The sequence below is a fragment of the Acidocella sp. KAb 2-4 genome (assembly GCF_020567705.1).
Lineage (GTDB): Bacteria > Pseudomonadota > Alphaproteobacteria > Acetobacterales > Acetobacteraceae > Acidocella.
This window is the reverse complement of record NZ_JAJDJU010000002.1, coordinates 259,560-284,398: the sequence shown is the minus strand read 5'-3', so window position 1 is coordinate 284,398 and position 24,839 is coordinate 259,560. Positions and strand designations below refer to the sequence as shown.

Genomic DNA, 24,839 nt, shown 5'->3' with positions numbered 1-24,839 from the left:
GGACCGCCTATTTCCCGAACACCACCACGCTCTCCAGATTCTCCGAATACGGGAACTGGTCGATCGGCGTGGCGGCGAGAACAAAATATCCGGCGCGGCGCAGGGCGCCAGCGTCGGCGGCCAGGGCCTCGGGGTTGCAGCTCACATAGATCACCCGCGCCACATTGGCCTGCACGATGAAGCGCATTTGCGCCGCCGCCCCGGCATAAGGCGGGTCCAGCACAATGGCCGCGGCTTTCGCCATCTCGGCGGGTTGCAGCGGGCGGCGGTGCAGGTCGCGCCGGGTGAAACTCACGCGCCCGCCCAACCCGGCGGCGCGCGCCGCCGCCTCGCCCGCTTGCGGCGCGAACATATCCCCCTCATAGGCCTCCACCCGCGCCTGTTGCGCCAACGGAAAGGTGAGCGTGCCGCACCCCGCGAATAATTCAACGATGCGCGATTTCGCGGTGAGTTTCGGCAAACCCGCCAGCATCGCGGCGATAATCGCCGCCTCGCCCTCGGGGCTGGCCTGCAAAAACCCGCCCGGCGGCGGCGTCACCGCCACCCCGGCGAAATGGAGCAGCGGATTGTGCAGGATCACCGCCGGCTCCGGATCGTCCTTGCCGGTGGCGATGGCGATGCGCGGCGCGCCATGCGCCTTGGCGAAGTCGATGATGCGCTTGCGGTCCGGCGGCTGGAATTCGGCATCCAGGCGAAGCAGGATGTCCGGCCCGTTATCGAGCCAGTTGATGACCACCGAACCGGCACGGCGGAAGGCGAGCAGGCTGCGCAGCAGCTCCCGCAATGGCGGCAACAGGGCCACGATTTCGGGGCGGAGCAGCGCGCATTCGCGCATATCCACCACCTCGGCCGCGCGCGCCTTGTGCAGCCCGAGCGAGATCTCGGCGCCCTTGCGAGTCGCCGCGAGGTCGACGCGGCGGCGCGTGCCCACAGGCGCCTCCACCAGCGGAGCGACCGGCGCGTCGAGATACCCGGCGCGGGCGAGGGCGCCGCGCAGCAGCGCGGCTTTGTCGATGGCGTGGCGCTCCGCCACGGCGCAGCCGCCGCAGAGGCCGAAATGCGGGCAGTGCGCCACGGGCTTACGCCTCGGCGCCGCCATTCTCGTCGGGGATCACGTCCGGCGCCTCGGCCTCGTCGATCATCATCTCCTCGGACGGCAGCGCCTTGGTGCGGCGGCGGATGAGCATGAAGGCGGGAACATTCGCGCCAAAGCCGCGCAGCGGCGTACCCTCCTCCCGCTCATGGCGCGGCTCGCGCTCGTGGCGGGGCTCGCGCTCGCGGCGGGGGCGTTCACGCTCACGGTCACGCTCACGCGGCGGCTCGGCCTTGGGCGCGCGCTCGGGCTGGCGTGCTTCGCGGGCCTCGCGCGGGGCGGGCTTCTCCTTGGCGGGTTTGCGCTCGCGCCCGCCGCGCCCACCACGGCCGCGCTTGCCACGGCCATCATCCTCGGCCCATTCCACTACATCCAACCCCGGAATTTCGAGGCGCGGGATCGGCGCGGCGATCAGCTTCTCCACCGCCTCCACGGCCAAGCGGTCATCCGGCGTGGCGATGGTGTAGGCATGCCCCTCGCGCCCGGCGCGGCCGGTGCGGCCAATGCGGTGCACATAATCCTCGGAATGATGCGGCACGTCGAAATTGAACACATGGCTGAGCCCGCCAATATCGATGCCGCGCGCCGCGACATCGGAGCAGACCAGCAGCTGCAACTCGCCAGCCTTGAACTTCTCCAGCGTCGCGAAGCGCACGCTCTGCGCCAGATCGCCATGCAGCGCGCCGGCCGAGAAGCCGTGCTTGAGCAGTGACTTCAGCAGGATATCGACATCGCGCTTGCGGTTGCAGAAGATCAGCGCGTTCTGCACGTCCTCCGAGCGGATCAGCCGGCGCAGCGCCTCGCGCTTGTCATGCTCGTTCACCAGCACCAGCCCGGTGGTGATGGTGGTGGCCACCGTGGCCGGGCGGGAGACGGTGATCTCCTTGGGCGCATTGAGGAAGGCATCAGCCAGGCGGCGGATTTCCGGTGCCATGGTGGCGGAGAAGAACAGCGTCTGCCGGTTGGCGGGCAGCAGCGAGACGATGCGCTCGATATCCGGAATGAAGCCCATGTCCAGCATGCGGTCGGCTTCGTCGATCACCAGCACGCGCACATCGGTGAGCAGCAGCCCGCCGCGCTCGAACAAATCGATCAGGCGGCCCGGGGTGGCGATCAGCACGTCCACACCCTTGTTCAGCACGTCCTTCTGGTCGGCCATGCTCTCGCCGCCGATCAGCAATGCGTGATTCAGCTTCAGATATTTGCCGTACTGAACAAAATTTTCCGCCACCTGCAGGGCCAGCTCGCGGGTCGGCTCCAAAATCAGCGAGCGCGGCATGCGCGCGCGGGCGCGCCTGCCGGAGAGGATGTCCATCATCGGCAGGGTGAAACTGGCGGTCTTGCCCGTGCCGGTCTGCGCCGTACCCAGCACATCCTGCCCCATCAGCACCGCCGGAATGGCCTGCGCCTGGATCGGGGTGGGGTTTAGATAGCCCTTGTCGTGCAGGGCCTTGAGAATCGGGGCGGACAGGCCAAGCGCGGCAAAACCCTGCTCCGGCGCGGCTTCCGCCGAGGTTTCTTCCGCGGCCAGTTCGTCCTGAACCGCTACGTCGTGGTCGGTGGATACGTCTTGGGCGGGGTCAGGCTGCGCCATCTGCGGCTGTGCCTGTTCGTCTACCGGTGTCCCGGTATTCCCGGCTTCATGTGTGTCAGACAAGGATGGTGTCCGTTCGTCGTGAGATCTGGCGCGCCAGAGCGCGCCCAGCGCCAAACGCGCTAGTTTCTTTACCGTGCTCCCTATCGGCAAACCGTTCCCGGAAGTCAAGATTTACCGCCCGATCCCGCGTTCCGGCGGCGGGCAGGCCGTGCAATCGTTACCCATCTCATACTGGTTTCCAATGGCGCAACCGCAGCGCGTTGCCAAGTACGCAAAGTGAGGATGCGGCCATCGCCCCGCCCGCCATGGCCGGGCTCAGCAGGCCGAAAGCGGCGGCGGGGATGCCGAGCGCGTTATAAATCAGCGCCCAGAACAACCCTTCCTTCAGCACCGTCCAGCTTTTGCGCGCCAGCGCGATGGCGGCGGGGGCCAGCGCCGGATCGGGGCGCAGCAGCGAGACATCCGCCGCCTCGATGGCGACATCCGCGCCCGAGCCCATGGCCATGCCCACGGTGGCGGCGGCCAGCGCGGCGGCGTCGTTGATGCCGTCGCCCAGCATGGCGGGGCGGCGCCCGGCGGCGCGCAACTCCTGGATCAGCGCCAGCTTCCGCGCCGGGTCGGCCTCGGCGATGATCTCCACGCCCAGATCCAGCGCCTCGGCGGCCTCGCGCCGGTCGCCGGTGAGCAGCAGCACGCGCAGGCCCATCTCGCGCAGCCGCGCCAGCGCCGCGCGCGCGCCGGGGCGCAGCGTGTCGGTAAAGGCGAAACCGGCGAGCAGCGCGCCATCCGCCCCGGCCAGCCAGGACCAGGTGGCGCCATCCGCCATCGCCGGCGCGGCGGGCACCAGTGCGGCGGAGCCCAGCAGATACGCCGCCCCCGCCACGCTGCCGCGCACGCCCCGCCCCGGCAACGCCATGAAATCCGACGCCGGAGCCACGCCCGCGCGGCGCAGCGCGGCGCTCAGCGGATGGGTGTCGCGCGCCGCCAGCGCCGCCGCGATCTCCAGCGCCCGCGCCTCGCTCAACGCGCCGAACAGCACCACGCGTTGCAAGTGCGGCTGCCCGGTGGTGAGCGTGCCGGTCTTGTCGAACACCAGCGTATCGACATGCGCCGCCTGCTCCAGCGCATCGGCGCTGCGGAACAGGATGCCGAGCTTGGCGGCGGTGCCCGTCCCCGCCAGGATCGCCGCCGGGGTGGCCAGCCCCATGGCGCAGGGGCAGGCGATGACCAGCACCGACACGGCGTTGATGATGGCGCGCGGATAGGCCGCGCCATGCGCCAGCCACGCCGCCAGCGTGAGCAGCGCCAGCCCCACCACCACCGGCACAAACACCGCAGCCACCTTGTCGGCCAGCTTCTGCACCCGCGGCTTGGTGGCCTGCGCGTCCTCGATCATCCGCGCCATGCGGTCGAGGAAACTCGCCCCGGCGGCAGAGGTCACGCGCAGGCGCAGCACCGCGTTGAGGTTGAGCGTGCCCGCCAGCAGCGCCGCGCCGGGGCCGCGCGTCACCGGCAGGGCCTCGCCCGTCACCGGGCTTTCATCGAGGCTGCCCACACCCTCCACCACCACGCCATCCACCGGCACGCGCTCGCCCGGGCGCAGTTCGATCTCATCGCCCGGCGCCAGCGCCGCCACTGGCACGGCGGCGCCATCGGCGCGGCGCGCGGTTTCGGGGCGCAGCTTGTGCAGGGCGGTGATCGCGCGGGCGGCGTCGCGCTTCACCCGGCCTTCCATATATTTGCCGAGCCGGATCAGGGTGATGATGGCGACCGAGGACTCGAAATAAAGCGGCCCGCCCGCCGCGTAATCCCACACCGACAGCCCCCAGGCGGCGGAGGTGCCGAGCGCCACCAGCAGATCCATATTGCCCGTCCCGGCGCGCAGCGCGGCGAACCCGGCCCGGTAAAACCGCGCCCCCAGCCAGACCTGCACCACGCTGGCCAGCACGAGTTGCGCCAAAGGCGGCACGGGCAGCGCCATGTCCAGCACCACCGGGGCGGAGAGCAGGAAGGAGGCGATCAACTCCAGCTTTTCGCGTCCGCTGCGGTCAGGCCGCGCGGCCTGCATCGGCGCGGCGGTGAAGCCGGCGCGCCGCACGGCCTCGATGAGCGCGGGCAGCGCCACCTCGGCCCCGGCCTGCACCTGCGCCATCTCGGTGGCCAGATTCACCGAGGCCTCATGCACCCCCGGCACGCGGCGCAGCACCTTCTCCACCCTCGCCACGCAGCTCGCGCAGGTCATGCCGCCAATGGCGAGGTCGATACGCTGGTCGGGAGGCAGGGTCTGGTCCATGCCCAACGATATGAGCGGCCCCCAGCCGGGTGGTCAATGCGCTTGACCCGGCTGCGCCGCCGCCCCTTATTTACGACAACCCAGGAGTTCCGCGATGCCGCAAGCGACCGACATGAAATTCAACATTCCCGAAATGCATTGCCAATCCTGCATCCGCTCCATCACCGCGGCGGTGCGGCAAGTCGATAATGCCGCCGAGGTGCAGGCCGATCTGCAAACCCGGCAGGTAACGGTGCGTAGTGGCGGAAGCGCCGCCGCCATCGCCGCCGCCATCGAGGATGCCGGTTTCAGCGCGCAGAGCGCGGGTTAAAACTCCGTCCAGTCATCATCGCCCCCGGCGGCCATCGCGGCCGGCGCCTTGCGCGGCGGGGCGGGCACGGGCCGGAAGCCAGAAGCCGGCCGCGTGGCGGCCCGCGGCTTGGCCGGGGCCGGCTTGCGCACCGGGGCGGGCGGCGGCTCGGCCGCCATCCCCCCGATCTCGAACCGGCCGACCAGCGCCGTCAACTCCCGCGCCTCGGCTGCCAGACCATGGCTGGCCGCGGTGCTCTGCTCCACCATCGCGGCGTTTTGCTGCGTCACCTGATCCATCTGGTTCACCGCCGAATTGACCTGGCTGAGCCCGGCCGCCTGTTCTCCGGCCGACCCGGCGATGCCGCGCACCAGATCGTTCAGCTTCTCCACCTGCTCGACGATGCGCGAGAGCGCCCGCCCGGTCTCGCCCACCAGCCGCCCCCCGGCCTCCACCTGCGTGCCCGAGGTGGAGATCAGCGCCTTGATCTCCTTCGCCGCGTCGGCCGAGCGCTGCGCCAGGGCGCGCACCTCGGTGGCGACCACGGCGAAGCCGCGCCCGGCATCGCCCGCGCGCGCCGCCTCTACCCCGGCATTCAGCGCCAGCAGATTGGTCTGGAAAGCGATCTCGTCGATCACGCCGATGATGCTGGAAATCTGGCTGGCTGATGACTCGATCCCACTCATCGCGGCCACTGCCTCGCGCACCACGGCGCCCGAGCGCTCCGCATCCTCGCGCGCGGTGCGCACCAGCTCATGCGCCTGGCTGGCGCCCTCGCTGCTGGTGCGCACGGTGGCGGTGATCTCGTCCAGCGCCGCGGCGGTCTCCTCCAGCGTGGCGGCCTGCTGCTCAGTCCGGCGCGAAAGATCGTCCGACGCCGAGGTGAGCTCGGCGGCGGCGGCGCTCACCGCACGGGCATGGCTGACGATGCCGCGCATCGATTGCTGCAACGCCTCCATCGTGGCGTTGAAATTGGCGCGCAGCGGCTCGTATTCATGCGCGAAGGCGTCGGTGAAACGCACGGTGAGATCGCCCTGGGCCATGCGCGCGAAGCCTTGAGAAAAGGCCTCCACCACCTCGCCCTGGGCGCCGGCCATGCTGGCTTGGCGCGCCTGCACCTCAACCATCGCCCGGCGATCTTGCCAGATTGCGACCATCATCGGCAGATCGTCGATGGTGGCGAACATCAGCGTCACCGTCACCGGCAGGGGTGTGCCGTCGAGCCGCTGATGCATCCAGTCGAACCGGATATAATCGTTGCGCGCGTTCAGCTCGCCCATCTTGCGCACCGCCCCCTCGGCCGAGGATTCGCCATCCGGCTGGAATTCGGGCGAGAACTTATCCGGCGTCAGGCCAAGCAATTGCTCGCGGGGCCGGCCCAGCAGCGCCTCCATCGCCGGGTTGCAATCCACGACCCGCCCCTCATGCAGCACGAAATACGCATCGGGCGCGCGGTTGAAAATGAAATCTGCGAGCTGCGCGCGGGCGCTGGGCGGCGGCGGCGGCGTGGGGCGTTTGGCAAACAGGCGCATGGGCAGGTCCGTCTGGTTGTTGCTATCTCCTCCCCTACCAAGATGCGGGTGAAGGATACGTAAACATCCGGCCCTGGCCCGCCGCGGCTCACCCCGCGCGCATGCCGGTAAGCACCGCGAGCAGCACCACGAACAGCGTCGCCATCACGATGATCGACGCCGCCCAGCGCAGCGCCAGATAATTGCCCGCGACCACGCCGCGCCCGCGCCCGATCGTCTCCACCACGATGGTGATGAGAAACCCCGCCAGCAGCAGGAACAGCGCCAGGGCCGGGGCGTTGAAATGCAGCATCAGCGACAGCGACAGCCAGCCGATGAGCGCCGGGATCACGCCGAACACCAAAAGCTGGCGCTCCGCCCCCAGCGTGGCCGGCGGCAAGGGCTGCCCATTCACCGGATGCGCGGTGTCGCGCAGCGCGAAGCCCCAATGGACGGCGCCGAGGAACGAGAGGATCACGGCGCCATAGGAGATCAGCACCTCGATCGCGGTTTTCGCCTGTAGCGGGTCGAGCAGCACGATGGCGCCCAGCACCAGAAACGGCACCGCCCCGGCCAAAGTGAGAATGATGGCGATGGTGAAAGGCTGCTTGAACATAATCACTCCTCGATCGTGTAGCCCAGGCGCGCGATGGCGGGACGCAGCGGCTCCAGCACCGGGGCGAGATGTTTGAGATAAGGCTTATACCGGTAGCGCGAGCGGTCATAGAGCTTCTCGGCCACCTGCGCGTAGCTCGCTGTGCGCGCGTAGCGGGTGTTTTGTTCGAAGCTGAGGCAGCGCGGGTCGAATTCCACCCCGATGAAATCGAGGATCCGCCGCACGCTCGCCTCCTGATCCGTCACCACATCCTCGTAGCGCACGGGCAGATAGCGCATGCTCACATTCTGCCGGTAATGCTCGACCAGCGCCGCCACCAGATTGTAATGCGCGGCGATGCTCTCCAGCTGCGCGGCGCAGAAAAAGCCATGGGTGAGATGGTTGGCATAGACCGAGAGCACCACATCCAGCGGGTGGCGGATGACATGGATGATCGGCGCGCGCGGAAACAGCATGCTGATGAGGCCCAGATGCGTCTCGTTCAGCGGCATCTTGTCGGTGAAGACATCCGCGCCGGGCTTGAAGATGCCGCTCTTGGCCGCGCGATTGAGGTAATAATCGCGCAGCTCGTTCAGCCCGTCGCGCTGGTCGCCCATCCAGAGCTCGGCCAGCGCCTCGGGGTAGAGCAGCGGGCTGGCCAGAAGCCGGGGCATGATCTGCGTGATGTCGCTGATATAGGGCAGCTCATCCCCCGCCGCGATGCGCGGATGCACGCTCAGCGTCTGCTCGATGAGCGTGGTGCCCGAGCGCGGAAAGCCGACGATGAACACCGGCTGCGGCATATCGGCGCGGGGCTCGGCCACGGGAAGGGTTTGCAGCCGGCGCGCGGTGAAGAAGCCGGCCAGCCGCGCCGCCAGATCCACCGCCGCCTCCGCCATATACGGCCGCGCCCCCAGCTCCAGCGCGCGCCGCTTGCCGGTCACAAAACAGGCGAAGGCCTCGTCATACCGCCCCATCTGGTCGAGCAGCCGGCCTTTTTCCGACATCTCCGCCGGGCCGAGGCGCAGCCGCCCATCTTCCGGCTCATGCAGAATCGCCAGCGCCTCCGGCCTCCGCTTCAGCCGCGCCAAAACGGTGGCGCGGGTCAGCTGCACCGAGGGATCGCCAGGAAGCAGCGCCGCCGCCTGGTCCAGCAACTCCAGCGCCCGCGCGAAATTGCGGTCCGCCTCCTCCATCTTGGCGTATCCCAGCAGGGTTTGCGGCACGTCCGGCTTCAGCGCCATCGAGCGCTCATACAAGCCCCGCGCCTCCGCGATGCGCCCCTGAGTCTTCAGGTTCCAGGCCAGATTGGCCAGGGTGACCGGCTCCTCGCCCGCGGCCAGCTCCAGCACCTTGCGGTAATGATACTCGCCGATCAGCGGGCGGTTGGCCTCGGTCAGCACCAGCCCCATGAGGTTATGCGCCTGCGCGTTTTGCGGCGCGATGCGCACGGCGTTGCGCGCGTGGATTTCAGCCTCGGCCAGTTGCCCGCGCCCGAGCAGAAGCAGGGTCAGCTCGTTGGTGGCCCAAAACTGGTTGGGGTTCAGCGCCACCACGCGGCGGATCAGCGCCTCCGCCGCCTCGTCCCGCCCCTGGCGCTGACAGAGCCGGTAGAGAAACAGCAACGCATCCTCGCGCCCCGGCGCCAGCTCCAGCAGATGCCGCGCCCGGTCTCCGGCCACGGCTTCGTCTCCGCCGGCGAGCGCGGCCTCGGCTTGGGCCAGTAGCGGGGCCAGAATCTCGGTGGCCTCGGGCGGTGACAACGTGGCGAAATCGAGCGCGCAGCAGCGCACCCGACGCAGGCCGGAGCCACAGGGGCAAGGGGCGAGGTCAACCATGACCCGAGTGTAATGAGCCGCCCGCCCAGCCGCTAGATGCGCCGCGCGGACTTATGCGCGGGCGGGTTGTGCGCTATGGAGGCGCATGAGCAATACCCGCCCCGCCTGCCCGCAATGCTCCCTGGACGATGTGCATCTCCAGGGCGGCCAATATGTCTGCAATACCTGCGGCTATGAATGGCCCGCCGCCCAGCCCGCCGAAGCCGAAGCCGCGGAGGTGATCCGCGACGCCAACGGCAATGTGCTGCAAAACGGCGACACGGTGGTGCTGATCAAGGATCTGAAGGTGAAGGGCTCCTCCACCGGGCTGAAGGTCGGCACCAAGCTGAAGAACATCCGCCTGCACAGCGGCGACCACGCGATTGAGGCGGGGGATTATTTCATCAAGCAGGAATTTGTGCGGAAGGCGTGAGGCGGCATGCCTTGGCGGCCGGAAGACGCCCAAACCCACACGCACAAAGCCATCACGACGGAACTGTGCGAATTATGGGCGAAGATCGCCAATGAATGCCTGACCCGCACAGGCGATGAAGGCCGCGCGATCAGGGAAGCAAACGCCGTGATCGCGCGGCTCTCCTCGAAGGTTGAGTAAGGTGGATGAGCGGCACAGACTACAGAATTATTTTATAAGGCCTGAGTTTTTGAGGATGATACAGCGGTCTCTTGACCATCGAATCCACGGCTAGCCGCTATTTCTCCCCAAATACTTTCATGGATGGAGACTGCAAAACGACTCCCATCGTCAGTAAAGACAACTCCTCCAAAAAAAGACTTCAAAAGAAATGCCGGAAGACGAGACTGCGGCAGAATTTTTGGTATCGCCTCTTTAAACCGCTCCAAAGAAGAAAGATAAATAATTTCTGATGTTCTGGGCGGCATTACCAACGGGTATTGCCGCCTTGGTACATGGGTATCCCCCGAGTAATCCACGTTATTGACAAGCCACACTCCAGAACGATTTCGCACTGACCAGGAAAACATATGTGAGTTAACCCGCACAGGGATTGCGCCAACATTTGTCAGTTTTAGCACCACATATTCCGGCCACCGCTCCCGAGGTCGCCCATCTCCATAAACAAGACATCTAACGGAAACCTCCGCTCTTATCCTCGGCAAAGCTTGACGCTTGGCGAGGTAAGACGCCGACAACGCGACGACGACCGCAGCCCAGGTGCCCAAGGTGCCCAGAACGTCGATGGCATGAGGATAATGCGAACCAAAACTTTCAAGCAAATTCACGAACAAGATCCCGAGACTGAAATGACCTCAATCAAGCTCTAACATGCCCCAACAAAAAACGGCGCCCTCGCGGGCGCCGGTTTCTTTAGTGCACTTCTTCCGGGGTTCGTTCGCCATCCTCGCCGTCGCCCTCGGCTTCGGGCTTGGGCAAAGCGGGCGGGGTGGCCTCGGCCACGTCGAAGGCGAGCTTGCCGTCCTTCACCGTCACCTTCACGGCGCCGCCCTTCACCAGCTTGCCGAATAGCAGCTCCTCGGCCAGCGGCTTCTTGATCAGCTCCTGGATCACGCGCGCCAGCGGCCTTGCGCCATAAAGCGGCTCGTAGCCGCGCTCGGCCAGGAACTCCTTCGCCGCCGAGGACAGCTCGATGGTGACATTGCGGTCCGCAAGCTGGGCCTCCAGCTGCATCACGAACTTCTCCACCACGCGGCCCACGATCTCCGGCGTCAGCGCCGAGAACGGAATGATCGCATCCAGGCGGTTGCGGAATTCCGGGGTGAACAGGCGCTTTACCGCCTCTTCATCCTCGCCCACGCGCACCACGCGGCCAAAGCCGATCGCCGGTTTCTGCATGTCCGACGCCCCCGCATTGGTCGTCATGATCAGGATGACGTTGCGGAAATCGATCTTCTTGCCGTTATGGTCGGTCAACTTCCCGTGATCCATGATCTGCAACAGGATGTTGAACAGATCGGGATGCGCCTTCTCGATCTCGTCGAGCAGCAGCACGCAATGCGGGTGCTGGTCGATGGCGTCGGTCAGCAGCCCGCCCTGGTCGAACCCGACATAGCCCGGCGGCGCGCCGATCAGCCGCGACACCGAATGCCGCTCCATATACTCCGACATGTCGAACCGCGTCAGCTCGATGCCCAGCGTGGAGGCGAGCTGGCGGGCCACCTCGGTCTTGCCGACGCCGGTGGGGCCGGAGAACAGGTAGTTGCCGATCGGCTTCTCGGGATCACGCAGCCCGGCGCGCGAAAGCTTCATCGCCGCCGACAGCGCCTCGATCGCCGCATCCTGGCCGAACACCATCGCCTTCAGGTCGCGCTCCAGGTTGCGCAGCATCTCCTTGTCGTCGGTGGAGACCGATTTGGGCGGGATGCGCGCGATCTTGGACACCATGTCCTCGATGTCCTTCAGCGTCACCGTCTTGCGGCGCTTGCTCTCGGGCTGCAGCATCCGCGCCGCCCCGGCCTCGTCGATCACGTCGATCGCCTTGTCCGGCAACTTACGGTCGTTGATGTACTTGGCCGACAGCTCCACCGCCGCGCGGATCGCCTCATCGGTGTAGCGCACCTTATGGTGCTTCTCGTAGGCGCCCTTGAGCCCCCGCAGGATCTTCACCGCATCCTCGACTGACGGCTCGTTCACATCGATCTTCTGGAAGCGCCGCACCAGCGCGCGGTCCTTCTCGAAGTAGTTGCGGAACTCCTTATAGGTGGTGGACCCGATGCAGCGCAGCGAGCCCTGGGCCAGAGCGGGCTTGAGCAGGTTGGAGGCGTCCATCGCTCCGCCCGAGGTGGCGCCGGCGCCGATCACGGTGTGGATCTCGTCAATGAACAGCACCGCGCCGGGGGTGTTCTCCATCTCGGTCACCACCGCCTTCAGCCGCTCCTCGAAATCGCCGCGATAGCGGGTGCCGGCCAGCAGCGCGCCCATGTCGAGCGCGAAGATGGTGGCGTTGAGCAGCACCTCCGGCACATCCGCATCGATGATGCGCTTGGCCAGCCCCTCGGCAATGGCGGTCTTGCCCACGCCGGGGTCGCCCACATAGAGCGGGTTGTTCTTGGTGCGGCGGCAGAGGATCTGGATCGTACGCTCGATCTCGTGCTCGCGCCCGATCAGCGGGTCGATCTTCCCGTCCCGCGCCTTCTTGTTCAGGTTGATGCAATAGGTCGAGAGCGCATCCTGTCCGCGCTTGGCGCTCGGCTTCTCCTCGCGCTCGCTCTCATTATTCTGCTCGGCCCCGGTGGGGGGGCGCGGCGCGGATTTGCCCGGGCTCTTGGCGATGCCGTGCGAGATGAAGTTCACCGCGTCCAGGCGCGTCATGTCCTGCAATTGCAGGAAGTACACGGCATGGCTCTCGCGCTCCGAGAACAGCGCGACCAGCACATTGGCGCCGGTCACCTCCTCGCGCCCCGAGGATTGCACATGGATCGCGGCACGCTGCACCACGCGCTGGAACCCGGCGGTGGGCTTGGGGTCGCCCGCGCGGTCGGTGGCGAGTCCGGCAAGGTCCTTGTCGAGGAACTCGGTGAGGTCCTTCTTGATCTTTTCGATGTCCACACCGCAGGCACGCAATACCGTCACCGCATCGGCATCGTCAGCCAGCCCGAGCAGCAGATGCTCCAAAGTGGCGTATTCGTGCTTGCGCTCGGCCGCCAGGGACAAAGCGCGGTGCAAGGTCTGTTCTAGGTTGCGAGACAGCATGGACTAACTTCCTTTGCGCCGGAACCCGGCGCGCTTGATTCCGGACATACTACCTGCCTGTCCGGCCGGCATCTTGGCGCCGCCACTGTGGCGGAAATTCGTAAATGGTGAGTGAGCCGCAGAATAACAGTCTCACTCTTTCTCAATCGTGCATTGCAGCGGGTGTTGATTCTGGCGGGCCAGATCCATCACCTGCGTCACCTTGGTTTCGGCCACCTCATAGGTGTACACCCCGCACACCCCCACCCCGCGGCGATGCACATGCAGCATGATCTGCGTCGCCTGATCACGCGATTTTTGGAAGAAGCGCTCCAGCACATGCACGACGAACTCCATCGGCGTGTAGTCGTCATTGAGCATGAGCACCTTATACATCGTGGGCTTGCGGGTCTTCGGCCGCGGCTTCACCACCACGCCGGCATTAGTCCCCTCGCCACCCTTCCGCTTATCGTCCTCGCTCATCCCTCAAACACCCCAGGCAAAACCGCGGTCCCGCCCTGCTATCCACCGCGCGGCGCGCCAACCGCCCGCTGATGAAGCATATCGAAAGCGAGGCCGCCTATGAAAGAGAGAATTTCTCTCATCTGCAAAAATCCCTGCCACAGACATAGGCATGCGGCGGGTCGATATCCAGTTCCCGGCTAGCCCGGCGCTCAAAAAGCGAAAAGGCCGTACCCCCAGCGGGCCGGCCTTTTTCCGCGCGGGCGCTCAACGCGCCGCGCCCTTCCCCCCAAGGGCTGCCCCCACCTACCCGGCGCGTAGCGCACGCCGGGGGTGCGGGAGCAAACCTGATTAGCGGGTCTTGCTGAAGGTCTCGACCGCGAGGGTCAGACGGGCAGCGAGCGGGGCAACCGCCTGCTCGGCCAGCTTCACGGAAGCGTCGGCCAGCTTGTTGGTCTCGGTCACGGCCTTCTCGATCGCCGACTTGGTGTAGCTGGTCTGCAGATCAACGGCTTCCTTCACCGACTTCACGCCGATCAGCGACTTGCCGAACGCGACGGAGTCCTCGATGGAGGCCTTGGAGGTGGCGGCCAGGTGCTTGGACAGATCCTGGAACCCGGCGGCATAGATCTGGGCGGACTTCACGAAGGCTTCCATGTTGCCCTGGCCGAAGGCCAGCATCTCTTCGGAGGTCTTCACGGCCTTCTCAACGCCTTCCTTCAGCTTGGCCTGCGAGGTCTCGAGACCCTTGGTGGCCTTCTCCATGCCTTCGCGCACGGCGGCCATGGACTTCTCGAAGCCCTTGATGGACGCGTCAGCGGCGGTCTCGATGGTGGCAGCCGTGGTGTCGGCGGCGGCGGCGGTCTTGGCTTTGGTGGCGCTCATGGTAACTGTCTCCCGCAATAAAATATGAACAGCTGCACAACCCCAATCCGGCGAGCGTCACGGCTTTTTCCGCGGTGCAGCAAAACCCGTATAGGAAAGAAAAAACCGCCCGTCAACAATTTTTGTGCGATGCACAAAACTGTCACATGCCGGCCATCCCGGCCATCCACGCCAAGGGCGGCGAGATGGCCTGAAAGACCAATGACAACCCTCTGGCTTTTATGTTTTTTGAAAAAGATTCCGTGCCTTTACGCTGGACATCGCGCGGTCTTGAAGGCTACGATGCGTCATCGTTTTTGGCGACAGGGTAGGCGTTATCATGCGAAGCTGGCGAGCAAGAAGCGGGGTCATGGCGGCATGTTTGTGCGCAGCCGCGTTTTCGGCGTTGCCCGCCGCGGCGGAGCAGACCCATCATATTCGCCATACCGCCCACCACTATGTGCACACGGCGCATCATTACGTGCATCATAACGCACCCTCCGCAGCCGCGGCGCTAGAGACGCAGGACACCGGCTACGGCCCGACCGCGCCGGGGGTGAGCGCAATCCTCGTTGACGCGCAAACCGGCCAGGTGCTCGGCGGTAACGGGGCCGATACCCCGCGCTACCCGGCTAGCCTGACCAAGCTGATGACGCTCGACCTCGCCTTTCAAGCGCTGCGCAGCGGGCAGATGACGCTGGATACGCAAATCCCCGTCTCCTACCATGCCACCTCGGTGGAGCCGGTGAAGCTAGGCCTCGTGCCCGGCTCCACCATCGCGGTGCGCGATGCGATCCTGGCGATGACCACGATGTCGGCCAACGACGCGGCAACCGCGCTCGGCGAATATCTCGGCGGCGGGTCCGAGGCCCGCTGCGCCCAGATGATGACCGCCCGCGCCCAAGCCCTGGGCATGACACAGACCCATTTCGCCAACGCCTCCGGCCTGCCCAACCCGACGCAGGTGACCACGGCGCACGATCTCGCCTTGCTGGCCCGCGACATCGTCACCAACTTCCCCGAAGACCAGCAATTCTTCGAGGTGCAGAGCTTCAATTTCCACGGCCGCACCGTCTACAGCAACAACCAGATGCTGAAGACCTATCCCGGCGCCACTGGGATGAAGACCGGCTACACCGATCTCGCCCGCCACAACCTCGTCACCAGCGCCGAGCGCAATGGCCGGGTGCTGATCGGCGTGGTGCTGCACGAGCCGAGCTGGGGCGCGACCTATGCGCAGATGCGCACGCTGCTCGACACCGGCTTCTACGGCCATGTCCCCGCCACCACCGTGGCCGCCGCCCAGCCGGTGGCGCCGCAGGGCGGCACGCTGCAACTGGCCGATACCAGCCATGCCCGCGCCCCGGCACCGATTCCCGCCGCCAGCCGCGCGCATCCGCAGGCTCTTGGCGGCTGGGTGGCGCAGGTGGGGGTGTATTCATACATGGCCCGCGCGCGCGTCGCGGCGTTGGACGCGCATAAGCTGCGCGGTCAGGGCGTTCCGCGCATCGCCAAGGTTGAGGCCAAGGGGCGTACGCTCTGGAGTGCCCAACTGGCCGGGCTGACCTCCACCAGCGCGCGAACCACCTGCCACGACATCAAGGAGCGCGGCGGGGATTGCTTGGTGATTTCGCCCTCCGCTGACCATCTGGCGATGCTGACGAATAACGACGGCGCCTGACGCCGCCGGGGACGGATTTGGCCTGACGGCAATCTGGCTCTATGTGAGCCGCCATGACACTCATCAGCTTCGCCGGGTTGCTCGCGGCCGCGGGCAGCAACAAGTTGTTGCAGGCCGCGGCGGTCATCACCGGCACCTTCATCCTCGAAGACGCCGCCACCCTGCTCGCCGCCATGCAGGTGGCCAGCGGCGCGCTGCCACTGCCGCTGGCGCTGGGCTCGCTTTATGCCGGCATCGTGCTGGGCGATCTCGGACTCTACGCGCTGGGCTGGCTCTCCGGCAAACATGGCTGGGCGCGCCGCCTAGTGCCGCAGCACCGGCGCGACCTCGGCCATCACTGGGTCAAGCAGCGGGTCTTTCCGCTCGTGCTGGTCAGCCGCTTCGTGCCTGGCCTGCGCCTGCCCACCTACACCACGCTTGGCTTCCTGCACGCGCCGCTGCTGCAATTCGCCGCCGCCGCCATCGCCGCCACCCTGGTCTGGACCTCCGGGCTGTTCTACGTCAGCCTGCATCTGGGCGTGCTGATGATGCGCTACCTCGGCATTTGGCGCTGGGCCGGACTCGCGGTATTCCTGCTCCTCATCATCCTCGTGGGACGGCTTGCAACGAGGCTCTACTATATAAAAAGAGGTGACACGCCATGAGCGATGCTTCCCTCGCCGGGGCGCTCGGCGCGCCAGGGCGGTCGAAAGGAAAGAGTCCGGTTTCGTTTTTCGAGTTCTGGCCCGGCTGGCTGTTTTATGCCCCGGTCGTGCTGTTCTGGGCCCTCAAATCGCTGCGCTATGGCAGTGCCACCCTGCCCTCGCTCGCCAATCCGCGCATTGATGCCGGAGGCATCTGCGGCGAGTCGAAAAACGCCATTCTCGGCCTCGCCGGCCCGGTGGCGCGGCAATCGATCGCCCCCTTCGCCGGCTTTACCACCGCCGGGCATCATGGCGGCGACGATCTGGCCATGGCCCGCGCCGCCATGACCGGGGCCGGGCTGCACTTTCCCGTGGTGGCCAAGCCGGATATGAGCTGCAATGGCGTCGGCGTGCGCGTGGTGCATGACGAGGCGGAGCTCGCCGCCTATCTCGCCGCCTTCCCTCGCGCCACCGCGCTGCAATTGCAGGCGCTCGTCACCTATGAGGGCGAGGCCGGTATCTTCTACATCCGCCGCCCGCGCGAGGCGCAGGGCCGCATCACCTCGGTGACGCTGAAATACCCCCCCACCGTGACCGGCGACGGCCATAGCCGGGTGCGCGAGCTGATCGCCGCCGATGCCCGGCTCAACGCCGTCTCCAACCTGCTGCTGCCCCGGCTCGGGGCCAAGGCCGACCACGTGCCCGCCGCCGGAGAGAGCGTGAAGCTGGTCTTTGTCGGCAATCATTGCCGCGGCTCCACCTTCAAGGACGGCATGGACATCGTCACCCCCGCCCTCACCGCGCGCATCGACGAGATCATGCACGACATGCCGGAGGTGTATTTCTCCCGCATCGATCTGCGCTACGACACGCTGGAGGCGCTGCGCGAGGGACGGGATTTCAAGATCATCGAGTTCAACGGCTCCGGCTCCGAGGCGACCAATATCTGGGACCCAGAGATGACCATCGGCCGCGCCTATCAGACGCAGTTCTTCCATTACGGCGAATCCTTCCGCATCGGCGCGGACATCCGCCGCCAGAGCGGGCTGAAGCCGGTGGGGCTGCTCAAGCTCGCGGGGCTGTGGTGGCACCAGAAGCGGCTGATGGCCGCCTATCCGCAAAACGACTGATCACATGAACGAGACCGGGTCGATATCGACATCGACCCGCACCACGCGCGGCACCTCCACCCGGGCCAGCCAGTCGCGCAGCAAGGGCTGCACGGCGATCTCGCGCGCCGTCTTCAGGAGCAGCCGCCGCCGGAACCGCCCCCGCAGCAGCGCGATCGGTGCCGGGGCCGGGCCGAGCACCGCGATGCCGCGCCCCTGCGGCGCGGCGCGGGCGAGGTCGCGCGCCGCCTGATCCGCCAGCCGCTCATCCGTGGCGCTAATGATCAGCGCCGCCAGCCGCCCGAAAGGCGGCCAATGGCCGGGGCGGCGCTGCGCCGCCTCCTGCGCCAGAAATTCCGGCAGATCGCCCGAGAGCAGCGCCGCGATCACCGGATGCTCGGGCGCGAAGCTTTGCAGCAGCACTCGCCCCGGCGCCCCGGCCCGCCCGGCGCGGCCCGCCACCTGGTGCAGCATCTGCACCGTATGCTCGCCCGCGCGCAGATCGCCGCCGCCGAGGCCGAGATCGGCATCCACCACCCCAACCAGCGTGAGCAGCGGGAAATGCCAGCCCTTGGCCACCATCTGCGTGCCGATGATGATCCCCACCTCGCGCGCGTTGATCCGCCGCGCCGCCTCCGCCGCCTGTGCCGGGCCGGCGATGATATCCGAGGCCATCACCAGCGCCTCGGTCTCGGGGAAGGCTTCGGCCACCTCCTCGGCGATGCGCTCCACCCCGGGGCCGATTGGCACGAAGGAGTTTTCCGCCTCGCAGGACGGGCATTGCGCGGGCTTGGCGATAGTGTGGCCGCAATGATGGCAGATCAGCCGGGCATGCGCGCGATGCTCCACCAGCCAGGCGGCGCAATGCGGGCAGGCTAGGCGGTGGCCGCATTTGCGGCAGAGCGTGAGCGGTGCATAACCCCGGCGGTTGAGGAACAGCATCGCCTGCTCGCCGCGCGCCAATGTCTCATGCATGGCCGCCAGCAGCCGGGGCGAGATGAATTTGCCGCGCTCTGGCGGGTCCTGACGCAGATCGATGGCCGCGATCGCGGGCAGCGCCGCGCCGCCATGGCGGGCGGGCAGATCCACCTTGCGGTAGCGCCCTTGCGCGGCGTTTTCCACGCTTTCCAGGCTGGGCGTGGCGCTCACCAGCACCGCCGGGCAGGCTCCGAGCTTGGCCCGCACCACCGCCATGTCGCGCGCGTGGTACATCACGCCATCTTCCTGCTTGAAGGCGCTTTCATGCTCCTCATCCACCACGATCAGCCCGAGATCGGCGAAGGGCAGGAACAGCGCCGAGCGCGCCCCCACCACCACATCAGCCCGGCCCTCGGCCACCGCGCGGAAGGTCTCGCGCCGCTGCGCGGGCGTCAGCTCGGAATGCCACATCGCGGGCGGGGTGCCGAAGCGGGCGGTGAAACGCTCCAGCACCTGGATGGAGAGCGCGATCTCGGGCAGCAGCACCAGCACCTGCCGCTTCTGCCGCAGCGCCTCGGCCACCGCCTCCAGATACACCTCGGTCTTGCCCGAGCCGGTCACGCCGTCGAGCAGCGTCACGGCGAATTGCCCGGCGCGCACCGGCGCGCACAACGCCGCCGCCGCGGCCGTCTGCGCCGGGGAGAGCGCCGGGCCGGGCAGCGCCGGGTCCGCGCCGCCGAAGCTGAACTGCTTGGCCCGTTTCGGCGGCGGCGCCAGCAGCGGCTCCTTCAGCCCCAAGGCCAGCACATCGCCACGCCGGGCCAGGGTGTAATTCGCCACCCAGTCCACGAAGCGCCGCGTCGCCTCCGGCAGCGGCGGGAAGGCATACACCCCCGCGACGGGCTTCACCTTCACGTTCATGTCGGGCGGATCGTCCCACACCGCGCCCGCCACCATGCGCGCGCCCAGCGGCACCCGCACCAGCGTGCCCGGCGGCAAGGGCGACTCGGCCGCATAGGTGAAGGCGGTGTCGAACTTATAGGGGAGCAATACGCTCACACGGGTTGTTTGGGCGGGGGGCTCCATGCTGTATGCTTAGTGCCAACCCCCGTTGACCGGAAAGTGAGCCATGAAATTCTTTGTCGATACCGCCGAAATTAACGAAATCCGTGAACTGGCCGAGACAGGCCTGCTCGACGGCGTGACCACGAATCCATCCCTGATCGCCAAATCCGGCCGCAAGATCCTCGATGTGATCGCCGAGATCTGCGAGGTGGTGCCCGGCCCGGTGAGCGCGGAGGTGGCCGCCACCGAATATAAGCAGATGATGAAAGAGGCCAAGGTGCTGCGCAAGATCGCCAAGAACGTGGCGATCAAGGTGCCCCTGACGCCGGACGGCCTGCGCGCCTGCCATGCCCTCTCGCAGGATGGCGTTATGGTGAACGTGACGCTGTGCTTCTCCCCGGCCCAGGCACTGCTGGCGGCCAAGGCGGGCGCGGCCTTCATCTCACCCTTCATTGGGCGGCTCGATGATATCGGCCATGACGGCATGGATCTGATCGCCGATATCGTGCAGATCTACGCCAACTACCCGCACATCAAGACCGAGGTGCTCGCCGCCTCGATCCGCCATCCGGTGCATCTGATCCAGGCCGCGAAGCTGGGCGCCGATGTCGCCACCATCCCGCCCGCGGTGATCAAGCAGCTCTACAACCACCCGCTCACCGATAAGGGCCTCGCCGCCTTCCTCAAGGATTGGGCGGGCACCGGGCAGAGCATTGTCTGAGGCGCTTGCTGACGATTTTCTGAGCTGGCTCGGCGCCGAGCGCCGGGCCGCAACCAAGACGCTGGAAACCTATGGGCGCGATGTGCACGGGTTTCTCGGTTTCCTCGCCGGGCATACCGGCGAGGTTCCCAATTTGGAGACCTTGCGCGGCCTGCGCGCCGCCGATCTGCGCGCTTGGCTGGCACTCGCCGCTAAGGCGGGAGACACCAACGCCACCCGCGCGCGCAAGCTCTCCGCCATCAAGACCTTCTTCAATTTCCTGCGCAAACGCCACGGCGTGGACAATCCGGCCCTGGCGCTGATTGCCCGCCCGCGCCCGAAACGCCCGCTGCCCAAGGCGCTGAGCGCCGCCGATGCCCGCGCCGTGGCCGCGGAAACGGGCGAGGTGGAGACCAGCCCCGCCCTGCAGGCGCGCGATACGGCGCTGATGACGCTGCTCTACGGCGCCGGGCTGCGCATCAGCGAGGCGCTGGCGCTGGATATCGCCGACCTCCCCGCCCCCGACGCGCCGCTGCGCGTGACCGGCAAGGGCAACAAGCAGCGCATCGTGCCGTTGCTGCCCGCAGTGCGCGCCGCCCTGGCCGATTGGCTGCGCCTGCACCCCGCCCCCTCGCCCGATTCGCCGCTCTTCACCGGCGCGCGCGGCGCCCGGCTCAACCCCGGCGTGGCGCAAAAGGCGCTGCGCGATTTCCGCCGCCTGGCCAATTTGCCCGAGCACGCCACGCCGCACGCGCTGCGCCACTCCTTCGCCACGCATCTGCTGGCCGGAGGGGCCGATCTGCGCTCGATCCAGGAACTGCTCGGCCATGCCAGCCTCTCCACCACGCAGCGCTACACCGATGTCGATACGATGCAACTCCTTGATGTCTGGCGCCGCGCGCATCCGCGCCTGCGGGTTGACCCTGGCGGCGGCGATGTTTAATCTAATTCTATGACTATAATAGAGAATGTTGGTATTGCGCCCGGCTATACCATCTCCGGCCTGCTCGTCGGCCTCGCCGTGGGCATGACCGGCGTGGGCGGCGGCTCGCTCATGACCCCGCTGCTGGTGCTCGTCTTCGGTTTTCATCCCTCCACCGCGGTCGGCACCGACCTGCTCTTCGCCGCCGCCACCAAGACAGTGGGCACCACCATCCACAGCGCCGGCAAAACGGTGGATTGGGTCATTGTCCGCCGCCTCGCCATCGGCTCGGTTCCCGCCACTTTGCTCTGCCTGCTCGGGATCGGCTATTTCGGCATTAACAGCCAAGGCGTGACCACGGCCATCACCGCCGTGCTCGGCGTGGCGCTGCTGCTCAGCGCCAGCTCGCTGCTGTTCAAGGAGCGCATCGTCCACGCCATCAGCCGGCGCTATCCCAATTTTGGCGAGGACCGCTCGGTCCGGCTCACCATCGCGATCGGCTTTGTGCTTGGCATCCTGGTCTCGCTCTCCTCGGTTGGGGCCGGGGCGCTGGGCACTGTCGCGCTCATCGTGCTCTACCCGCGCTTGCCCATCGTGCGCATCGTCGGCTCCGACATCGCCCATGCCGTGCCGCTTACCCTCCTCGCCGGGCTGGGGCACTGGTATCTCGGCACGATCAATTTCGCGCTGCTGGTCTCGCTGCTCGCCGGCTCTGTCCCCGGCATCATTCTCGGCAGCCTCGCCGCCCGCTATGCACCGGACAAGGCGCTGAAGCTGATCCTAGGCGGGATCCTGTTCCTGGTCGGGCTGAAAATGCTGGTGAAATAAGCCAACAAAAAAGGGCCCTCCCAAATGGGAGAGCCCTTTTTATTTGTGCGTTTATCCGGTGTTACGCCGCCTCAGCCTTGCCCGGGGCGATGGCATCCACCATCCCCTGCGCCGCGATCAGCTTATCCGAGGCTTCGCGATAAGCGTCGCCATTGGCCGGGTCAACGGCGTCATAGGCCGCCTTGGCCGCCTCCAGCGCCGCCGCCGCCTTGGCCGGGTCGAGATCGGCCTGACGCACGATCTCATCGGCCAGCACGGCCACGCGCGACTCGGTGATCTCGGCGAACCCGCCCGAGACGAAGAAGCGGTCGGTCAGCGCGCCCTTCTCGTAGATGTCTACCAGCCCGCCGCGCAGGCTGGTGACCAGCTTGGAGTGCCCCGGCAGCACGCCGATATCGCCCTCTGTGCCGGGGACGACGACCATATCGACGTCACGCGCCAGCAGCAGCTTTTCCGGGCTGATGATTTCCAGGGCGATGGGCATGGCTTACGCCTTCGCCGTCAGGGTTTCGGCCTTGGCGATGGCTTCCTCGATGGTGCCGACCATGTAGAACGCCGCCTCCGGCAGGTGGTCATACTCGCCCGCGACGATGCCCTTGAAGGAGCGGATGGTGTCCTCGACCTTCACGAACACGCCCGGCGAGCCGGTGAACACCTCGGCCACATGGAAGGGCTGCGACAGGAAGCGCTCGATCTTGCGCGCGCGCGCCACGACCAGCTTGTCGTCCTCGGAAAGCTCGTCCATGCCCAGGATGGCGATGATGTCCTGCAGCGACTTGTAGGTCTGCAGGATGCGCTGCACATCGCGCGCCACCTTGTAGTGCTCCTCGCCCACGATGCGCGGATCGAGCGAACGCGAGGTGGAGTCCAGCGGGTCCACGGCCGGGTAGATGCCCTTCTCGGCAATCGCGCGGTTGAGCACCGTGGTGGCGTCGAGATGGGCGAAGGTCGCGGCCGGGGCCGGGTCGGTCAGGTCGTCCGCCGGCACATACACGGCCTGCACGGAGGTGATGGACCCCTTCTTGGTCGAGGTGATGCGCTCCTGCAGGGCGCCCATATCGGTGCCCAGGGTCGGCTGATAGCCCACCGCCGAAGGGATGCGCCCGAGCAGGGCCGACATTTCCGCGCCCGCCTGGGTGAAGCGGAAGATGTTGTCCACGAAGAACAACACGTCCTGGCCTTCCACGTCGCGGAAATATTCCGCCATGGTCACGCCGGAGAGAGCGACACGCGCGCGGGCGCCCGGCGGCTCGTTCATCTGGCCATAGACCAGCGCCACCTTGGACCCCTCGGTGGTGTTCTCGCCCAGCTTGATGACGCCCGCGTCGATCATCTCATGGTAGAGGTCATTACCCTCGCGGGTACGCTCGCCCACGCCCGCGAACACGGACACGCCGCCATGGCCCTTGGCGATGTTGTTGATCAGCTCCTGAATGAGCACGGTCTTGCCCACGCCGGCGCCGCCGAACAGGCCGACCTTGCCGCCCTTCAGATACGGGGCCAGCAGGTCGATGACCTTAATGCCGGTGACCAGGATCTCGGCCGAACCAGCCTGCTCGTCGAAAGCCGGCGCATCGCGGTGGATCGGGTGATGCATGGCTGCGGGGATCGCGCCGCGCTCATCGATCGGCTCGCCGATGACGTTGAGGATGCGCCCCAGCACGCCCGGGCCGACCGGCACGGAGATGGCGGCGCCCGTGTCGGTCACTTCCTGACCACGGACCATGCCGTCGGTGCTGTCCATGGCGATGCAGCGCACGGTGCGTTCGCCCACTTCCTGCGCCACTTCCAGCACCAGGCGGCGCTCGCCCACCTTGGTCTCCAGCGCGTTCTGGATGAAGGGCAGCGCGCCGTCGAACTGCACGTCGACGACCGCACCCATGATCTGCGTCACTCGGCCGGTGTTGTTGCTTGTCATCTCTCTGTCCTCAAACGGCTTCGGCGCCGGAAATGATTTCAATCAGCTCTTTGGTGATGTTCGCCTGCCGCGCCCGGTTGTAGTTGAGCGTCAGCTTCTTGATCATCTCGCCCGCGTTGCGCGTGGCGCTGTCCATGGCGGTCATCTGCGCCGCGTAGAAGCCGGCGGAGTTGTCCAGCAGAGCGGCGTAAATCTGCACCGCGAGGTTGCGCGGCAGCAGGCGCTCGAGGAGCGAGCCGTCATCCGGCTCGACCTCGTAGTTATGTTCCATCTTGTTGTCATTCGCGCTCGGCTGCGCGGCCGGGATCAGCGGCTGCTCAGTCACCTTCTGGCTCATGACATTATGGAAGTGGTTGAACACCAGGGTGACCACATCGTATTCGCCGGCCTTGAAGCCGCGCACGATTTCCTGCGCCACCGCTTCGGCATCCGTGAATGCGGCGGTCTTCTTGCCGACGAAGTTCTTGGTGCCGATGATCTGGTCCTTCATCTCCCGGCGCAGGGCGTCATTGCCCTTGCGGCCCAGGGTGAACACCTTCACCGTCTTGCCCTCGGCCTCCAGGCTCTTCGTCTTGGCGCGGATGGCCTTGGCGATGTTGGCGTTGAAGGCGCCGGCCAGGCCGCGATCGGCGGTGACGGCGACGAGCAGATGCGTCTGGCTCTTGCCATTCCCCACCAGCAGCGGGCTGGCGTTCGGGTTGCCATCCTCCGAGGCCGCGAGCGCGGCGAGCATCTCGCCCATGCGGCAGGCATAGGGGCGCGCCGCCTCGGCCTGCGCCTGCGCGCGGCGCAGCTTGGCGGCCGCCACCATCTTCATGGCGCTCGTGATCTTCTGCGTCGATTTGACGGAGTTGATCCGGTTGCGCAGGGTTTTCAAGGAGGGCATG

General features: G+C 66.8%; 23 protein-coding genes. 9 read left to right on the top strand and 14 right to left on the bottom strand.

Going from position 1 to position 24,839, the window contains the following annotated elements; all coding sequences use genetic code 11:
* Positions 1–7 precede the first annotated feature (7 nt).
* The 3 genes from LI953_RS02995 to LI953_RS02985 form a co-directional block, all read right to left on the bottom strand.
* Complete coding sequence (locus LI953_RS02995) at positions 8–1,075, bottom strand: class I SAM-dependent RNA methyltransferase (RefSeq protein WP_227074536.1); 1,068 nt, start codon at positions 1,073–1,075, stop codon at positions 8–10.
* 4 nt (positions 1,076–1,079) lie between these two features.
* Complete coding sequence (locus LI953_RS02990) at positions 1,080–2,687, bottom strand: DEAD/DEAH box helicase (protein ID WP_227074558.1); 1,608 nt, start codon at positions 2,685–2,687, stop codon at positions 1,080–1,082.
* A 229-nt stretch (positions 2,688–2,916) separates the two neighbouring features.
* On the bottom strand, positions 2,917–4,983 hold the full coding sequence (locus LI953_RS02985) for a cation-translocating P-type ATPase (RefSeq protein ID WP_227074535.1): 2,067 nt from the start codon (positions 4,981–4,983) through the stop codon (positions 2,917–2,919).
* Positions 4,984–5,077: 94 nt separating this feature from the next.
* On the opposite strand from LI953_RS02985, the gene LI953_RS02980 reads away from it, so the two are divergent.
* The gene (locus tag LI953_RS02980; RefSeq protein ID WP_227074534.1) at positions 5,078–5,293 is read left to right on the top strand and encodes a heavy-metal-associated domain-containing protein; all 216 of its coding nucleotides are present in this window, start codon (positions 5,078–5,080) and stop codon (positions 5,291–5,293) included.
* On the opposite strand, the gene LI953_RS02975 is transcribed toward LI953_RS02980, so the two are convergent.
* The 3 genes from LI953_RS02975 to LI953_RS02965 all read right to left on the bottom strand — a co-directional run bounded on the left by LI953_RS02975 (position 5,290) and on the right by LI953_RS02965 (position 9,216).
* A complete protein-coding gene (locus LI953_RS02975) occupies positions 5,290–6,804 on the bottom strand; it encodes a methyl-accepting chemotaxis protein (RefSeq protein WP_227074533.1) in 1,515 nt (504 codons plus the stop codon). The two genes, LI953_RS02980 and LI953_RS02975, sit on opposite strands and share 4 nt — an antisense overlap.
* 88 nt (positions 6,805–6,892) lie before the next feature.
* Positions 6,893–7,399, bottom strand: a complete 507-nt coding sequence (locus LI953_RS02970) for a DUF3429 domain-containing protein (protein WP_227074532.1) — start codon at positions 7,397–7,399, stop codon at positions 6,893–6,895.
* Positions 7,400–7,401: 2 nt separating this feature from the next.
* Entirely contained in the window at positions 7,402–9,216 is a 1,815-nt protein-coding gene (locus tag LI953_RS02965) for a sulfotransferase (RefSeq protein ID WP_227074531.1), read from the bottom strand.
* A gap of 85 nt (positions 9,217–9,301) precedes the next feature.
* Here LI953_RS02965 and LI953_RS02960 point away from each other — a divergent pair, with 85 nt between their 5' ends.
* Together LI953_RS02960 and LI953_RS02955 are read left to right on the top strand one after the other, a co-directional pair.
* The gene (locus tag LI953_RS02960; protein ID WP_227074530.1) at positions 9,302–9,628 is read left to right on the top strand and encodes a zinc ribbon domain-containing protein YjdM; all 327 of its coding nucleotides are present in this window, start codon (positions 9,302–9,304) and stop codon (positions 9,626–9,628) included.
* A gap of 6 nt (positions 9,629–9,634) precedes the next feature.
* Entirely contained in the window at positions 9,635–9,808 is a 174-nt protein-coding gene (locus LI953_RS02955) for a hypothetical protein (RefSeq protein WP_227074529.1), read from the top strand.
* Positions 9,809–9,840: 32 nt separating this feature from the next.
* Here LI953_RS02955 and LI953_RS02950 read toward each other — a convergent pair whose 3' ends face one another.
* From LI953_RS02950 to LI953_RS02935, 4 genes are all read right to left on the bottom strand, one after another.
* Positions 9,841–10,455: a hypothetical protein gene (locus LI953_RS02950; protein WP_227074528.1), complete on the bottom strand. Its 615-nt coding sequence runs from the start codon at positions 10,453–10,455 to the stop codon at positions 9,841–9,843.
* A gap of 85 nt (positions 10,456–10,540) precedes the next feature.
* Positions 10,541–12,883 carry an ATP-dependent Clp protease ATP-binding subunit ClpA gene (gene clpA, locus LI953_RS02945; RefSeq protein ID WP_227074527.1) on the bottom strand — a complete coding sequence of 781 codons (2,343 nt, stop codon included), beginning with the start codon at positions 12,881–12,883 and terminating at the stop codon, positions 10,541–10,543.
* Positions 12,884–13,015: 132 nt separating this feature from the next.
* Complete coding sequence (gene clpS, locus LI953_RS02940; protein ID WP_227074526.1) at positions 13,016–13,345, bottom strand: ATP-dependent Clp protease adapter ClpS; 330 nt, start codon at positions 13,343–13,345, stop codon at positions 13,016–13,018.
* Between the two features lie 330 nt (positions 13,346–13,675).
* Positions 13,676–14,227: a phasin family protein gene (locus tag LI953_RS02935; RefSeq protein WP_227074525.1), complete on the bottom strand. Its 552-nt coding sequence runs from the start codon at positions 14,225–14,227 to the stop codon at positions 13,676–13,678.
* A 331-nt stretch (positions 14,228–14,558) separates the two neighbouring features.
* On the opposite strand from LI953_RS02935, the gene LI953_RS02930 reads away from it, so the two are divergent.
* From LI953_RS02930 to LI953_RS02920, 3 genes are read left to right on the top strand one after another with little or no spacing between them, the layout of a single operon-like run.
* Positions 14,559–15,869: a D-alanyl-D-alanine carboxypeptidase family protein gene (locus tag LI953_RS02930; RefSeq protein ID WP_227074524.1), complete on the top strand. Its 1,311-nt coding sequence runs from the start codon at positions 14,559–14,561 to the stop codon at positions 15,867–15,869.
* 53 nt (positions 15,870–15,922) lie between these two features.
* On the top strand, positions 15,923–16,513 hold the full coding sequence (locus tag LI953_RS02925; RefSeq protein ID WP_227074523.1) for a DedA family protein: 591 nt from the start codon (positions 15,923–15,925) through the stop codon (positions 16,511–16,513).
* Positions 16,510–17,622: a D-alanine--D-alanine ligase gene (locus tag LI953_RS02920; RefSeq protein WP_227074522.1), complete on the top strand. Its 1,113-nt coding sequence runs from the start codon at positions 16,510–16,512 to the stop codon at positions 17,620–17,622. The genes LI953_RS02925 and LI953_RS02920 overlap by 4 nt, the downstream gene beginning before the upstream one ends.
* Here LI953_RS02920 and priA read toward each other — a convergent pair whose 3' ends face one another.
* Entirely contained in the window at positions 17,623–19,605 is a 1,983-nt protein-coding gene (gene priA, locus LI953_RS02915; RefSeq protein WP_227074521.1) for a primosomal protein N', read from the bottom strand.
* 43 nt (positions 19,606–19,648) lie between these two features.
* Here priA and fsa point away from each other — a divergent pair, with 43 nt between their 5' ends.
* From fsa to LI953_RS02900, 3 genes are read left to right on the top strand one after another with little or no spacing between them, the layout of a single operon-like run.
* Entirely contained in the window at positions 19,649–20,305 is a 657-nt protein-coding gene (gene fsa / locus LI953_RS02910; RefSeq protein WP_227074520.1) for a fructose-6-phosphate aldolase, read from the top strand.
* The gene (locus LI953_RS02905; protein WP_227074519.1) at positions 20,298–21,227 is read left to right on the top strand and encodes a tyrosine recombinase XerC; all 930 of its coding nucleotides are present in this window, start codon (positions 20,298–20,300) and stop codon (positions 21,225–21,227) included. Before fsa ends, LI953_RS02905 begins: the two co-directional genes overlap by 8 nt.
* 9 nt (positions 21,228–21,236) lie before the next feature.
* Positions 21,237–22,034 carry a sulfite exporter TauE/SafE family protein gene (locus LI953_RS02900; protein WP_227074518.1) on the top strand — a complete coding sequence of 266 codons (798 nt, stop codon included), beginning with the start codon at positions 21,237–21,239 and terminating at the stop codon, positions 22,032–22,034.
* Between the two features lie 61 nt (positions 22,035–22,095).
* On the opposite strand, the gene atpC is transcribed toward LI953_RS02900, so the two are convergent.
* Genes atpC through LI953_RS02885 form a run of 3 tightly spaced genes read right to left on the bottom strand, consistent with a single transcriptional unit; the run spans position 22,096 to position 24,838 of the window.
* Entirely contained in the window at positions 22,096–22,518 is a 423-nt protein-coding gene (gene atpC, locus LI953_RS02895) for an ATP synthase F1 subunit epsilon (RefSeq protein ID WP_227074517.1), read from the bottom strand.
* Between the two features lie 3 nt (positions 22,519–22,521).
* Positions 22,522–23,952: a F0F1 ATP synthase subunit beta gene (gene atpD / locus LI953_RS02890; protein WP_227074516.1), complete on the bottom strand. Its 1,431-nt coding sequence runs from the start codon at positions 23,950–23,952 to the stop codon at positions 22,522–22,524.
* Between the two features lie 10 nt (positions 23,953–23,962).
* Positions 23,963–24,838, bottom strand: a complete 876-nt coding sequence (locus LI953_RS02885; RefSeq protein ID WP_227074515.1) for a F0F1 ATP synthase subunit gamma — start codon at positions 24,836–24,838, stop codon at positions 23,963–23,965.
* Position 24,839 lies beyond the last annotated feature (1 nt).